The following is a 14,097-nucleotide window of genomic DNA, read 5'->3' on the forward strand; positions in this document are numbered from 1 at the left end:
GCAAACACCTCGGCACCGGCTGGAAGGAGCTCCGTCGCCGCTACTGCGACGGCGGATGGTGGCCACACGACGATGACGCCGTCCTGTTCAACCCGGGCTCGGTAGTCACTACGCGATACCGGCCTCGGGGGACGACCATCCCGTCGCCCTGGCCCAGCACGATCTGAGCAAAGCAACTGGTCAACGGGGCTTGTGGAGAGCCGGATGCGGGGCCAACTCGCACGTCCGGTTCGGGAGGGCGGCGTGGAGAGACGGGCTGGGAGGAATCCCAGTACCGCGCTCCGCGCCGACCCCACCATGATGTGGAGATCCAGAATGAGTCGGGCCGCAGGCTGGTGGCCGCCCGGCTGCCGGAGGGGGTCGAAGGTATCGCCAAGTTGCATGGTCTGTTCGCTCGGCACGGTGCTGAGGACCTGGACCCGGTGCGGGTGGTGGTCGGCATCGAGATGGACCGGGGCCCGTGGGTTCAGGCGCTGATCGCTGCCGGCTATCAGGTCTATGGAATCAACCCGAAGCAGGTGGCTCGGTTCAAGGAGCGGTACGGCACTTCAGGGGCTAAAAGCGACCGCAGCGACGCCCACGCGCTGGCGGACATGGTCCGTATCGATGGTGCCCAGCTGCGGCCGGTGGCCGGGGACAGCAAGCAAGCCCAGGCCGTGCGGGTCGTCGCCCGCGCCCATCAGACCCTGATCTGGGAGCGGACCCGGACTTTCCAGCGGCTACGGAGCACGCTGCGCGAGTATTTTCCCGGCGTGCTGGCCGCTTACGCCGGGCTGGAGCTGACCAGCACCGATGCCCTGGAACTGCTGATCAAGGCACCGACGGCCGACCAGGCGGCGAAGCTGACGAAACAGCAGATCACCACTGTCCTGGCCTGGCATCGCCGCCATCGCCGCCATCGCCGGGAGCAGAGAGCCGCAGCGATCCAGGTCGGGCTGCGTGAGCCCCAGTTCGGCGTCCCCACACCGGTCGCCGCCGTCTACGCTGCCGCGGCGGTGGCGCACGCGAAGGTACTGATCGCACTCAACGAGCAGATAGTCGCGCTGGAGGAGCAGGTGAGCGAGCATTTTCTCGTGCACCCGGACGCTGAGATCTACCTGTCGATGCCTGGCATCGGCGAGGTCACCGGCGCCCGGGTGCTGGCCGAGTTCGGGACGACCCCATCCGCTACACCAGCGCAAAGGCACGCAAGAACTACGCCGGCACCAGTCCGATCACCCGCGCCTCGGGCAAGACCCACACCGTCCAGGGCCGCTTCGCGCGCAACGACCGCCTCGCTGACGCCCTCCATAAACAGGCCTTCTCCGCGCTCAGCTCACCAGGCGCCCGTCGCTACTACAACAAGCAGCGTGCCCGCGACGCCGGCTACAACCCTGCCCTGCACCAGCTCGGCAACCACCTCGTCGGCATCCTCCACGGATGCCTCAAAACTCGCACCCTCTATGACGAGGCCACCGCCTGGTCACACCACGCAACCCCTCCCAGCACCGCTTGACACCGCTTCAGCATGGGATGTCTCAAACGCTACGCCGCCCGTGAGATCTACCGCGAGATTCAGCCGGCATCGCCCCCTGCCGCCTCTAATTCTGTCGCTTGACGCAACATAGGGGCATCCTCAACGTCCACAAAGACCGCCGAATGCGGCAGCTCATCGACACCCACGACTGGATCACCTGCTACTTCCTGCCGTCCTACGAACCCGACTTCAACCCCGTCGAGGGCATCTGGGCACTAATGCGACGCAGCAGCCAGGCCAACACCCCATTCGCCAGTCCCGAGGACCTCATGAGTGCCCTTCGGTACGGTCTCCGCCAACTCTATTACCGCAGCAGCCTCATCGACGGATGCCTCGCCGAAACTGGCCTCGGCCTGACGACATCACGGCAACAACGTCAGTAGACGTTCAGCAGCGCCTGCTCCACGACTTCTGTCACAGCAGGGTGGATGTAAAGAACTTCGCGGGCTACTTGATCCACCGTCAGTTTCAGAGACATCGCCTGTATGAGCGGCTGAATGAGAGTAGCCGCTTGGGGTCCGATGATGTGGGCACCCAGGATCGCACGATCGAGTGGGTTCACGAGGACCTTGACGAAACTGGTCGTGTCCTCCAGGGCCCACCCATATGCGGTTTCCGAGTAGTTGCGGACGCTCACCAGGAACTCGGTTCCCCTTCGGCGTGCCTCTTGCTCGGTCAGGCCGACACTCGCGATCTGGGGGTTGGTAAAAACTGCGTGTGGCGCAACCCTGTTCGACAGCGTTCGTAGGTCCTGCGGGTGAAGCATGTTGTGGCGCACAACCCGTGACTCGGCATTCGCCATGTGTTTGAGCTGGAAGTGGTTCGCAGCGTCGCCCATCGCCCAGACCCCCGGCACCGACGTGCGGTAGTTGCTGTCGGTCGAGATGTGGCCGTGCTCATCGAGAGCAAGTCCGCCGGCGACAGCGTCCAACCGATCCGTATTGGGGCGACGGCCGACACATATCAGCAGCATCTCCGCCTCCACGACCTGGTTGCCATCGGGATTGTTAACGTTAAGCGCCACGCCGCCGGCACGAGGTTCGACGGAGGTGACGGAAGCCTGGAGAAGAACTCGGTGCCGTCGTGATGCCAGTTCTGTAAACCGCTCCGACACCTGCTCGTCCTCGGCCATCAGCAAGCGCGGCCCCCGCTGCACGATGGTGACATCCGTTCCGAAAGCACCGAAAACATGCCCGAACTCCGCGGCTATAAGGCCTCCGCCGATGACGGCCATGGACACGGGTAGTTCGTCAGTTCGCATGACGGTGTCAGACGTCTGATAGGGCACAGTGTCGAGTCCGGGAATGCTCGGCATCGCAGGTCGTGATCCGACAGATATCACGAATGTTTCTGCAGAAATCTCTTCCGGTCCGACCCGCAACACCTTCGGCGCTATGAATCTGCTCGATTCGGTAAACACATCGACACCGTTCGCCCGACGGTAGTCCACCGCACTGTCGTGGAGCGGGTCGATGCGACCGAACACTCTTTCTCGGATAGCTTTCCAGTCTACGCTTTCGACATTAGCGTGAACACCGAGGAGAGCGCCTGAACGGGCATTCTCAGCCGTATCGGCAGCAGCGACAAACATTTTACTCGGAATGCAGCCGCGATTAAGACATGTTCCCCCGAAGCGGTCGGGTTCGACGATAGCAGTGCTCAAATGAGCAAGCTGTTCGTCGAGCAGCATGTTTCCGGTCCCGGCACCCAGAATCACGAGATCGTAGTGTCGCACACCGTCCACCTCCGCCGACGGAGTGTCTGTCTTTTCGACGCGTCCCCTATCCGCAGGCCGCGATTTCAGTTCGTCGCCTTGATCGTGCAGAATAGAATCGTGTGCGGTGAGAATCAGACAGAATTTTCACGCAGCGATCCTCGAATACCGACTGATTAGGCGGGAAGCAGAAGGTCAGCCTTCTGCCGTCGGCAGACGACTGAGGTCTCCGACTGGTTTTGAGCCCGGCCATGGCCATGTACTCTCCTGCGCTGGCTCACGTCGCTGCCCTGCGACTGCTGCTTTCGAGACGGCGAAGCGAGGCTGGGTCAGGAGATAGTCATACGAAATGCATGGTCTTCGGGGCCACTCACCGCGCTTGCCAACCGGCACTCACAGTGTGCAATCACAAGTCGACCATACGAGCAATAAAGTAGCCTGCGATCGCGATCGAGCCGAGAACGATCAAACCCAGCCACATGTACGGGTGCTCCCACAGTCCTCCGTCAGCCCTTTCCTGGTGCGCCTCGGCTGTGCAGCCTTCCACCGGCGGGGTTTCGGTAGGCGGTACCAGGGGGCTGGGCACTGCCTGCTGAGGTTGATTCGCCATCACGTCACCTTCGAGATGTCGGTAGGGCATCCGGACCTGCTTGACCGTGACATCGAGTTCTGAGGCGCCATCGAGAGCAGATGCACGCGTCAGCCACGAAGCATCTGAAGTGAGTCTAATCCAGTTTTGGGCTCCGGTCCTTTCGTCAACACCCCCACGGCGACGTGCGCTCTCCTGTGAGCCTTTGAGCAGCTGGTTTTGGATCATTTTGCTGGCCCAAGAGGCAGCAACCACAGCAACGCGGAGCCATGATCATCCCAGGGTGACAAAACGTTGCCCGACGCGGCCCCATGCTCCACTTGCCTTGCCTACGGCCTAAGACTCCGCCCCGAGAGGCTCACATCTTTACGGCACGATGAGGCACACCTTAGTTCCCTTTGAGGCATCTCTCCGTGTGACAGTTTAGCGCAACCCGTCAGCAACTGAATACCATTGTTAGGCTCCTCTATAGTGGACTCGAAACTCGAAAGACTGAGCTACTTTTTTGCAAAATGGAGGAACGAGGACTTCCAGAGGAGAGCGGTAAAAAAATGGAGCAGATCCAGATCGCCCGGCGGAACGAAACCCTTGCGCACAGGCTATGCACCTTAGCCTCTCCTGTCGGAATTCAGAAGATTTCAGCCATCAAAATCTGCCGGTTCCTTTCTCCTCCGCGCCTCATTCGAGGTATCGAAGGAAAAGAAAATCGCCTACCGCCGTCGCCTCAAAAATCGACGGTTCGGCACGTCCGACCAATTATGCAGCGACTTCCACGAGCCACAGGATCCAAGCAATACAGGAATCAAGGACGACTGCAAATCAAAAGATCTGACAGTCGATACCCTCTGTACCGAAATTGCAATCACACGTGAATCGCTACACCAGCTACCGTCACGTTATCTGATAATGAAAAGAGAAAACCGTTCGGATGGAAGATGTAAAGACCACAAGAATCCAACCCGTGCCGGAACGACGGATCGCAAGTCGCTATCGACTGCTGGCACCCATCGGCGAGGGCGGTATGGGAACCGTGTGGCGAGCCCAGGACGAGACTCTTCATCGCGAAGTGGCTGTCAAGGAAGTACGTGTTTCAGCAGGATTGCCCGCCGCCGACAGGGCAAAGATGTATACGCGACTCGAGCGCGAAGCGTGGGCAGCAGCCCGAATCGCCAGCCAAAACGTTGTCACCGTCTACGACGTCGCGACCGATGACGGCCGTCCCTGGATCGTCATGGAATTCGTCCGCGGCCGCTCCCTCGCGGACCTTCTGCGTGACGAAGGACCTCAATCCCCGCAGCTAACAGCACAGATCGGCGTCGAAATCCTTTCCGCCCTTTGTGCCGCTCACAGCGCAGGGGTACTCCACCGAGACGTAAAACCAGCAAACGTACTGCTCGCCGATGACGGACGCGTCGTCCTGACCGACTTCGGTATCGCCACCGTCGAGGGCGACACCTCACTCACCGCGACCGGTGAAGTGGTGGGCTCTCCCGAGTACCTGCCTCCTGAACGCGCTCTTGGTCGTACACCTGGCCCCGAGTCCGATCTGTGGTCACTCGGCATCCTTCTCTACGCAGCCATGGAAGGTGCTACTCCCTTCCGACAGGACACTGTGCTCGGCACAATGCGGGCCATCGTCGATGGACCACTTCCCTCCACAAAGCACTGCGGTCCTCTCGCTCCGGTCATCGAAGGGCTGCTGCGCAAAGAGCCTGCCGAACGCATTTCAGCAGAACAGGCTGTAAACCAGTTGCAGCGGGTGGCATCAGACAGCACAGCATCGCCCACACCATCAACTGTCGTAGCCATACCCAACGAGGCAGACCCCAACGGACGCACCCGGACGCAGGGGCTACCTGCACGAACGGAGTCGATGGCCGCCACTCTCACATCCGCACAAACGGCGTATCCTCCTGTCCAGTCCGCCGGCGAGGCCGGTCAGTCCGAGGAGGCAATCCACAGAAAAACCACGGCGCTGACCGCGCCGGGCCAGCCTGCGGCCTCGTCCCATCCCATCAGCGATGGCAGAACCCCAAAGCGCCGCTCGGCCATCCTGATGACCACCTTCCTGAGCATTGGCGTGCTCCTCATCACCGGACTGAGCTACGCATTGCTCGACGCCGAACAGGGGAACGGGAACAACACGAACGGCGCGGCTAACGGGGACGGCCTGTCTCACAGTGCCAATGACGCCTCTCCCAAAGACGGCGAAACATCCAACACGGGCCAGCGTGGCAGCGTCATCCGTCGTCAAATGGAAGCAACCCCCACGAATCCCGGCTCCCTTGCTTCTCAGACCGTCCGTGTGACTGTTACCGGAGACAACACAACCTATGTCGGTTCCTGCTCACCTCCTGCCGATCAAGCACCAACCTTCACCGCAACATTCGCGGTAGACCAAGCACCCTCCAAAATCACTTACAGGTGGTTCTCGAAGGACGGGTCGGTGGTGGATCACGAATGGCGGTCCCTTACCTTCGGTGCAAATGAGGACCGAACGGGCCAGGACACCGTGCGCCTAACGACGTACCAATCGGGCGGAACACTCGCAAGCGAGATCGGAGTGGAAGTCAAGAGCTCACCAAATGCCAGATCGAACACAGTTCCATTCTCCGTGACGTGTGAGTAGACGCAGTGCATTAACGCAAAGCCTAGCCATCGTCCTCGCTGGTCACCTGCGCCTGCGTCTGATCCGTGCCGATGGTGACCACACCGCTGAAACCGAACGTGCGTTGCGGGTACCTGCCACCGTCTTGAGTTGGGTGCAAACCCACAATCGCGATGCCCCCTCACAAGGACGTCGCCATGACGGTCATCGCCTGTCCCCTACAGCGCGCCGGGCCAGGCCCCGGCCACTTAACCCTGAGTACCGCTATCGAGGAATTGCAGAATGCCCTCCATCATCGTGGGACAGACAGGTCCCTTCACCGGTCAGAGTGTCGTCTTGGACCGCGGGCCGCTGACACTCGGCCGCAAGAGCGACAACGACATCGTGATCGTGAGTGCCAACGCATCCCGCCTGCATGCGGAGATCGTCTCCGAGGACGCCGGGTTCGTCCTGTACGACCGCGACAGCCGCAACGGAACCTACGTCAACGACAAACCTGTGACGCGTCACGTACTGCGCCCTCAGGATCGCATCCGGATCGGCGACGAGACGTTCCTATACGAGTCCCACGAGGCGATGGAGACGGTCATGGACCTCTCCCTGCTGCACATACCTCACAGTGAACCGTCCGTTGATCCTGGCACGCTGCTCGTCACCGTCGCCGGCGGCGGACCGGTCGGCCTCGCCTGCGCCCTCGCGTTGGAGGAACAACTACGCGGGCAGGTCCACATCACTGTGTACGACAATCGGTGGTTCAGCAACGGATCCGCCATCGTGTGGAAGGACAAGGAACAAGGCAACGTCCGGCGCCAACAGGTAGTGACCATCCAGAGCCGGCAGTACATGGCACTGTCCGACGAAGTCCGCTCGGCACTCTTCGACGAAGGTGCCTACTCGGAGATGTGGCCAGTCGGCCCTGACTCCGTCGAGGGCCTCGCGCCACGCAACATCCGCATCGCTTACATCGAAGATCGCCTACTTGAGTTGGCGAACCGGCGGGCAGCCATCACCCTCGTGCCCAAACGCTTCGATGCCGAAGAACAAGAGAGTCGGACCGCCCATGACCACGTCCTCGTGATCGCGGAGGGGGGACGTTCACGCACTCGTGAGTTCTACGCAGACCGCTTCGGAGCAGCGGACGCCTCCATCTATTCCCTGGACGGCGAGCACCTTCAGGACGTCGTCCTGGGTCTGCGGGTCAAGTCTGCACTGTCGGACCCGATGAGCGTTCTGCTCACCGTCGCACAGAACCGTTTTCTTCTCAACTCGCTGCACGGGGAAGGGTTTTTGAATATGCGACTGACCCGTCAGGAGGCAGAAAGCATTGTCGGCATCGATCCTGTCCGTAAGGTCTTCGAAGAATGCATTGCGTCTCGCCCTTGTGTCATGACCCGTGGAGAGCACAACGAATTCGTATGCCCCACACACGGGACTCTCTTCTTGCCAGCACTGTTGCGTGGCTCCGCATTGTGGAAGCGGATCCTTGAGGGACTGAAGCTGTTCGGGGTCGCCGAAGAGGACCTGTCAGCCGTGACGTCTTTCCGGCTGAACATGGTCCAACGGCCACGGTTCACGGCTCAGCTCAGTAGGCCTACCGCCACGACTCCGGGAACATTCGGCTTTCTGATCGGCGATGCTGCGAACGCCATCCACTTCTGGCCCGGTCGTGGTCTCAACAGCGGTCTGGCTTCGGCTACTTCCCTGGCCCGTTCTCTGAGCCGTGCCTGGCAGGGCCGACCACTGCGTGACGCCGACTTCATTCGGCACGAGGCGGCCATGTCGATGCTCCAGTACCGGCACAAGTCTCGCGCCTGGAACGCCATGGTGACCACCGACGAACAAGGAGTGACCCATGCCATCAAGGACGTCGTTGCTCGCAGCATGGAAGCGACCGACAATGCAGCTGCTCAGAGTTTCGACATCAGTCTCCTGCTCGAGCGCATGGCTGCCATCCGTGACAGGTTGAAGGCGCGCTTGCCCGGGATGCCGACCGACGAAGAACTGCACTCCCATCTGGCAACGTTGGCGCCCGAAACACTCCGCACGCTGCACGAGAGCGGAGCGTGGGACACCTTGATCGTCAGTGGTGAAGAGGTCGACGTTGACATCTTCTACCAGTCGGACGTGCCGGTCTTTGTTCCTCGTCCTGACCCCCGTCGGGACATCCCAGCGTACGTGCCGCAGGAGGCAAGGTCTCTGCACCCGCACAACGCCGTCCGTCCCTCTTCCCTGTCATGACGTGAGGCCTGTCCGGCGGATGTCTGTCATGTGACCGAGCCGCCGGGCATGGTGCCGGAGCAGATGATCGGGCGGCCTTCTCCAGCGCACGCGACGGCGGACCGACAGCCCCACTAGTGACCTGAGTCAGAGATCTCCTGCTAGATCTCCGCGACGCTTTCGCCTCCTGGGCCGGATCGATCGCCTGCCTCGCACGGGAGGGGCCAGGGCAATCAAACGTCGTATCTAGCGAAAAATCTCTGACTCAGGTCACTAGGGGCTGTCTTCAGTTGTGATCAATGGGCTTCAGGATGCTGCTGATCCAGATGGTCGCTGCGCGGAGATGGAGTCCGGCGAGGTAGCTCTCGGGCGTTTCGTCGTAGCGGATCGCGATGCCTCGCCAGTCCTTCATCCTGTTGATGGCCCGCTCGACCGTGTTGCGATCGCGATAGAGATCGGCGTCGTGAGTGACGGGCCTGCCCCCCGGCTGCCCTTCTTCCTGTGGTTGGCGGCCTGGTCCTTCTTCTCCGGGATGACCGCCTTGATGCGGCGTTTGCGCAGGTGGGTACGGTTGGCGCGGGAGGAGTAGGCCTTATCGCCGGCCACCGCGGCGGGCCGGGTGCGCGGGCGTCCGACGGACAGACGGACCCGCACCTTGCTCAGCACCGGGACGAACTGAGGACTGTCGGCGGCCTGCCCGACGGTCAAAAGGAGCGCCATCGGCCGGCAACGCCGGTCGGGGGCCAAGTGGATCTTGCTGGTCAGCCCGCCGCGGGACCGGCCAAGGAGGGCGGCCTTCAGCCGGGCCCGCCGCCTGCGGCGGACGCGTCGGCGTTCGGCGCCGACCGGATCGCTTTCGCCGTCCTGCCCGCCTTGTTCCTCGGACGCTCCCCTTTTTTGCGAGGCCGCTTCCTCCAGCGCGGCCAGGGTCTCCTCACCGACCCGCATGCCTGCCGCGTCATGATGAGCTCGCGTGGTGGTGGAGTCCACGCCGACCATAGACATGTCGATCTCGTCCCTGCGGGCGGCCTCGGCGATCGCCTCTTCCAGCAGAGCTTCGAAGACACCCGCGTCCCGCCACCGCATGAAGCGGTTGTAGACGGTCTGCCAGGCGCCGAACCGCTCCGGCGTCTCCCGCCACTGACTGCCGGTACGGAACCGCCAGATCACCCCCTCGAACTGCTCACGCAGCCGCTCGGGGTACGGGCCGAACCTGCCGACCGGCAGGAACGGCCCAATGAACTGCCTTTCACTGTCGGTAAGTTGCCCACACATCACACCACGGTCCTACCGGACCGACACTCCGCCTTCAGCTTGATCACAACTAAAGACAACCTCTAGTCATGCGAAGTGGTCACGGCAGCGTCCGGTGATGGTCTCGGTGCGACCTGACGCGACAGTTCAGAGCGAATCGATGCGGCGACGCCCGATACCTCGTCCGACTCCAGGATCTCCCAGTGGTCGCAGTCCAGCTGCTCGACGTTCAGGCCGGAACCAGCACGGCGGTGCCAGAAGTCTGCACCAGCCTTCAGCTCTGATTCATCGAGTCCCTTCGTGGCTTGGAGGAGAACAAGTCGCGCGAAGGTGGACGGTACCCGGTAGGCACGTGCCGCTGCCCGGTTGTGGTTGTAGACCTGGAAGTACCGCTCGATCTGTTCGTCCTCGATACCGGGGTACATGCCGTTGAACTTGACAAGCTTTTCGCGGAACTCACTCATCTCCACGGGTTCGACTGCTCTGCGCATGGTGTCGTCGTCCGTACTGTGCGTATCGAGGAGCACAACGCTGACGTTGGTTTGTCCGGCGCGAGCCAGCCGGCGGCCCATCTCGTGAGCGACCAGGCCGCCGAAGGACAGACCAGTGAGGACCAGCGGGCCGTCCCCGATGAGGTGTTCGATGAGCTGAAGGTAGCTGCTGGCCATGGTCTCGACCGTGGGCAGGAAACTCTCGCCGGGATTCAGCCCCGGGGACTGAATCCCGTAGACGCCGCAGTCCTCCGGGAGTGCTCTGGCCAGCGCGAGATAGCAGAAGGCAGTACCTCCACCGGGGTGGATGCAGATGACACGGCGTTTCCCGTCGCCTTCGCGCAGTGCGAGGAGGTTGTCGGATCCGTGGCTCGCGGCTCCCTGCCGAAGCCGTCCGCCGAGCGCCTCGATGGTCGGGTGAAGCATGATGTCACGCAGGGGCAGAGTCTCGTCGAACGCTTCGCGGATGGCGTGGGCCATCTTGATCGCAGAGATCGAAGTGCCGCCGATGTCAAAAAAGTTGTCGTCGATACCGATGTCGGGGTGCAGCAGCAGCCTTTTCCAGATCTGGTAAAGCGTCAGCTCAATGTGGTCGCGCGGGGTCGAGGTGTTGACCTGGCTGGGACCAGCCGTCCGTGCAAGGTACAGCAGGGCTTCGCGGTCGATCTTGCCGGTGGGCGTGTGCGGCAGACACGGCAGTTCAATGACGAGCTCTGGAAGCATATATCCCGGAAGTCGGCGGGCGAGAGAGGCTCGCCATTCGCTCACCGACCTTGCCTGGGCGGGCCGTTGGGCGGCGGACTCATCCGGCTCGCCCAGGCCGACTGCTGCCAGCAGGCGTGTCCCGCCGGCGCCGTCATTCTCAGCCAGTACGACGGTCTCGACGACGCCTGGCTGGTCCAGCAGCGCGGCTTCGACTTCGCCCAGTTCGATGCGGAAACCACGCACCTTCACCTGATGGTCGACGCGTCCGACAAACTCCAGTTGGCCGTCGGCGCGCCAGCGCGCCAGGTCACCGGTGCGGTACATACGGCTGCCCGGGACACCATGCGGATCTTCGATGAAACGCTCTGCCGTCAGCTCGGGGCGGCCGAGGTAGCCGCGGGCCAGGCTGGCACCGGCGACGTACAGCTCTCCGCGGACTCCTGGAGGGACGGGCTGGAGGTGCGTATCGAGGATGTACACACGGCTACCGGCTACCGGCTTACCGATGGGTGGGGTGAGCGCGCCGGACAGGGGCGCACTCATGGTTGCGCAGACAGTGGTCTCCGTCGGCCCGTATGCGTTGATCATGCGGCGGTTGACCGACCATTGCTCGACCAGGGCCGCAGGGCATGCCTCGCCCGCCACGACGAGGGTCATGCCTTCGGGCAGCCCGTCCGGTGACATGACTGCCAGTGCTGCGGGAGGCAGGGTGGCATGGGTGACGGCGTGCCGGCGCACCACCTCTGCCAGACCCTCGCCCGGCATGAGGTCCGTCGCAGGCGCCATAACCAACCGGGCGCCGGAGAGCAACGCCATGCACACTTCCCAGGTGGCGGCATCGAAGCTGGGTGAGGCGAATTGCAGGACGCGGCTCTCCTCGGTGACACCGAGACGCTCTCTCTGGGTCACTGAAAGCGCGGCGATACCGGCGTGGGTGACGACCACGCCCTTGGGCCAGCCGGTCGACCCTGAGGTGTAGATGATGTAGGCGGGGGCGGTTGTCTCGAGTGGAGCGTTTCGTTCGGTATCGGTAAGATTTCCCGGGTCGATGGAGCCGACCAACTCGAGCATCGCGGAGTCGTCCACGAGCAGCAGGTCGTTAGTGGCGGGAAGTCCGGATGCAGTATCAGTGTCGGTGAGGACGCACGTCGGATCGGCGTCCTTGAGCATGTAGGCGATGCGGTCGGGCGGATAGGTGGGGTCGACCGGCAGATAGGCGCCTCCGGCTTTCATAACGGCCAGAATGGCAACAAGCCACTGGACCGATCGGGGAAGCGCAACAGCCACCACGCGTTCCGGCCCCACGCCCCGTTCGACCAGGTGCCGGGCGAGTCGGTTGGCTCGGGCGTTGAGCTCCGCATAGGTCAATGAGAGGGAGCCGAACTCCACTGCCACTGCCTGCGGCGACTTGTCCACGTTCCGCTCGAACAGTGTGGGGAAAGGCACCGGGGTGATCTCCCGGGCGGCTTCGTCAAACCCCGTCAGCAGCTGCGCCCGCTCATGCTCGGACAGTAGCTCCAGTGCGGTCACCGATGTGTCTTGATGGCTGGCCATCTGAACGAGGACCCGCCGCAACTGCTGGATATGACGCTCGACTGTCTCGGCATCGAACAGTGCACAGGCATAGTCCAAGGTGCCAACGATGCACCCGTCCCGCTCCCCCAGTGAAAGAGCCAAGTCGAACTTGGCTCCGGCACCCAAGGGCTCAAGTTCGGTCACCTGCATGCCGGTCAGAGCCAGGGCGTTACTTCCAGCGTTCTGCCAGGCGAACATCACCTGGAACAGCGGAGTGTGAGACGGGCTGCGCGTCGGCTTCACCAGTTCCACCACGCGCTCGAATGGAAGGTCCTGATGTGTCAGCGCCGACAACGTCACACCGCGCACCCGCTTGAGTAGCTCGGCCGCTGATGGATCCCCGGAGAGGTCGACGCGCAGGGCCAAAGTGTTGACGAAGAAGCCGATGAGGCCTTCCCATTCGGCACGGCTTCGGTTGGCCGTAGGTGTGCCGATGACAAGGTCACTCTGCCCGGATGTGCGGGCGAGCACGGTCGCCCACCCGGCCAGGACGGTCATGAAGAGGGTGACACCGTTGCGTCGGCTGAGCTGGTGCAGCGCGGTGGTGAGTTCTGCATCGATCTCAATGTGCCGTTGTGCACCGCGGTAGTCCTGGTCGGCCGGGCGTGGGCGGTCGGTGGGCAGCTCGAGGAGAGCGGGGGCATCCGCCAGAGCCTCACGCCAGTAAGCCGCTTGTCGGGCCTCTGCGTTGCCTGAGATCTGCTGTCGCTGGTACGCCGCGTAGTCGGAGTACCGTGCCGGCAGCGCCGGAAGCGGGTCGTCATCGCCGGCGAGGAACGCCGAGTAGAGAGCACTTAGTTCCCGCGTGAACACACTGGTCGACCAGCCGTCAGAGGCGATGTGATGGGCGGTGATCAGCAGCACATGCCGGTCCGCCGCCATGGCTACCAACCGGCCGCGAAACAGGGGGCCCTGAGCCAGGTCGAAGGGTGTGGTTGCCTCGCTTTGCCTCAAAAGGACGAGCTGATCTTCCGAGTCCGGCCGCTTGGTCAGGTCGTGGTGCTGAAGTGGGAAGCGCTGCCCGGGTGGGTCGACGTGCTGGTGGACCTCGCCGCCGACGGCTATCAGGCGGGTCCGCAGGGCATCGTGGCGCTGAACCATCGTGTCAAGCGCGCGGGTCAATGCGTCTTGATTCAGCGGTCCTTGCAGCTCGAAGGCCAGTGGTATGTGGTAGGCCTCGCTTGCGCCCTGCATCTGGGCGAGGAACCAGAGTCGCTGCTGCGAGAAGGAGCAGGGTGATGCGACAGCGGTCTGCTGTGATCCTGCTGCCGTGTGCTCGGGGACGGCATTCTGGGTGATGTGGTTGGCGGACAAGGTCGGCTTTTCCTCTCGCGGTTGTCCGCTTCGTGCAGTGCCACACACCAGTACCGCGGAATGAATTTCGGTCATCTGTTTCCGGACATCGAAAACATACCGATCATTTGACGC

7 protein-coding genes and 1 pseudogene are annotated in these 14,097 nt (G+C 62.6%); 4 read left to right on the forward strand and 4 right to left on the reverse strand.

Translation table 11 applies throughout. The features are described from left to right. The first annotated feature begins 302 nt into the window (after window positions 1-302). Both ACICHK_RS42295 and ACICHK_RS42300 read left to right on the forward strand, forming a co-directional pair. Window positions 303-1,495 (forward strand): annotated as a pseudogene (locus tag ACICHK_RS42295) (IS110 family transposase). Between the two features lie 98 nt (window positions 1,496-1,593). Further along, window positions 1,594-1,899 (forward strand): transposase, encoded by a 306-nt coding sequence (locus ACICHK_RS42300; RefSeq protein ID WP_406841621.1) that lies wholly within the window; start codon window positions 1,594-1,596, stop codon window positions 1,897-1,899. Here the strand turns inward: ACICHK_RS42300 and ACICHK_RS42305 are convergent. Together ACICHK_RS42305 and ACICHK_RS42310 are read right to left on the reverse strand one after the other, a co-directional pair. Further along, entirely contained in the window at window positions 1,893-3,251 is a 1,359-nt protein-coding gene (locus ACICHK_RS42305; RefSeq protein ID WP_406841622.1) for a mycothione reductase, read from the reverse strand. The two genes, ACICHK_RS42300 and ACICHK_RS42305, sit on opposite strands and share 7 nt — an antisense overlap. Before the next feature lie 385 nt (window positions 3,252-3,636). Continuing rightward, on the reverse strand, window positions 3,637-4,047 hold the full coding sequence (locus tag ACICHK_RS42310; protein ID WP_406841623.1) for a hypothetical protein: 411 nt from the start codon (window positions 4,045-4,047) through the stop codon (window positions 3,637-3,639). 700 nt (window positions 4,048-4,747) lie between these two features. Here ACICHK_RS42310 and ACICHK_RS42315 point away from each other — a divergent pair. Next, a complete protein-coding gene (locus tag ACICHK_RS42315) occupies window positions 4,748-6,448 on the forward strand; it encodes a serine/threonine-protein kinase (RefSeq protein WP_406841624.1) in 1,701 nt (566 codons plus the stop codon). A 261-nt stretch (window positions 6,449-6,709) separates the two neighbouring features. After that, window positions 6,710-8,665, forward strand: coding sequence for an FHA domain-containing protein (locus ACICHK_RS42320; protein ID WP_406841625.1), 1,956 nt, complete (start codon window positions 6,710-6,712; stop codon window positions 8,663-8,665). 265 nt (window positions 8,666-8,930) lie between these two features. On the opposite strand, the gene ACICHK_RS42325 is transcribed toward ACICHK_RS42320, so the two are convergent. Both ACICHK_RS42325 and ACICHK_RS42330 read right to left on the reverse strand, forming a co-directional pair. After that, window positions 8,931-9,919, reverse strand: a protein-coding gene (locus tag ACICHK_RS42325) for an IS5 family transposase (protein WP_406841626.1) whose coding sequence is annotated in 2 segments (ribosomal slippage) — window positions 8,931-9,145 and window positions 9,145-9,919 — 990 coding nt in all. Because the reading frame shifts where the segments join, the coding sequence is not laid out codon by codon here. 62 nt (window positions 9,920-9,981) lie between these two features. Beyond that, window positions 9,982-13,983: a non-ribosomal peptide synthetase gene (locus ACICHK_RS42330; RefSeq protein ID WP_406841627.1), complete on the reverse strand. Its 4,002-nt coding sequence runs from the start codon at window positions 13,981-13,983 to the stop codon at window positions 9,982-9,984. Window positions 13,984-14,097 lie beyond the last annotated feature (114 nt).

The sequence above is a fragment of the Streptomyces sp. AHU1 genome (assembly GCF_045343905.1).
In the GTDB taxonomy this organism is placed as follows: Bacteria; Actinomycetota; Actinomycetes; order Streptomycetales; family Streptomycetaceae; genus Streptomyces; species Streptomyces triticiradicis.

Bases quoted from the DNA above. Each gene is read 5' to 3' on its own strand.
- ACICHK_RS42315 (WP_406841624.1), top strand. From the start codon at position 4,748: ATGGAAGATGTAAAGACCACAAGAATCCAACCCGTGCCGGAACGACGG.
- ACICHK_RS42310 (WP_406841623.1), bottom strand. From the start codon at position 4,047: ATGATCCAAAACCAGCTGCTCAAAGGCTCACAGGAGAGCGCACGTCGC.
- ACICHK_RS42320 (WP_406841625.1), top strand. From the start codon at position 6,710: ATGCCCTCCATCATCGTGGGACAGACAGGTCCCTTCACCGGTCAGAGT.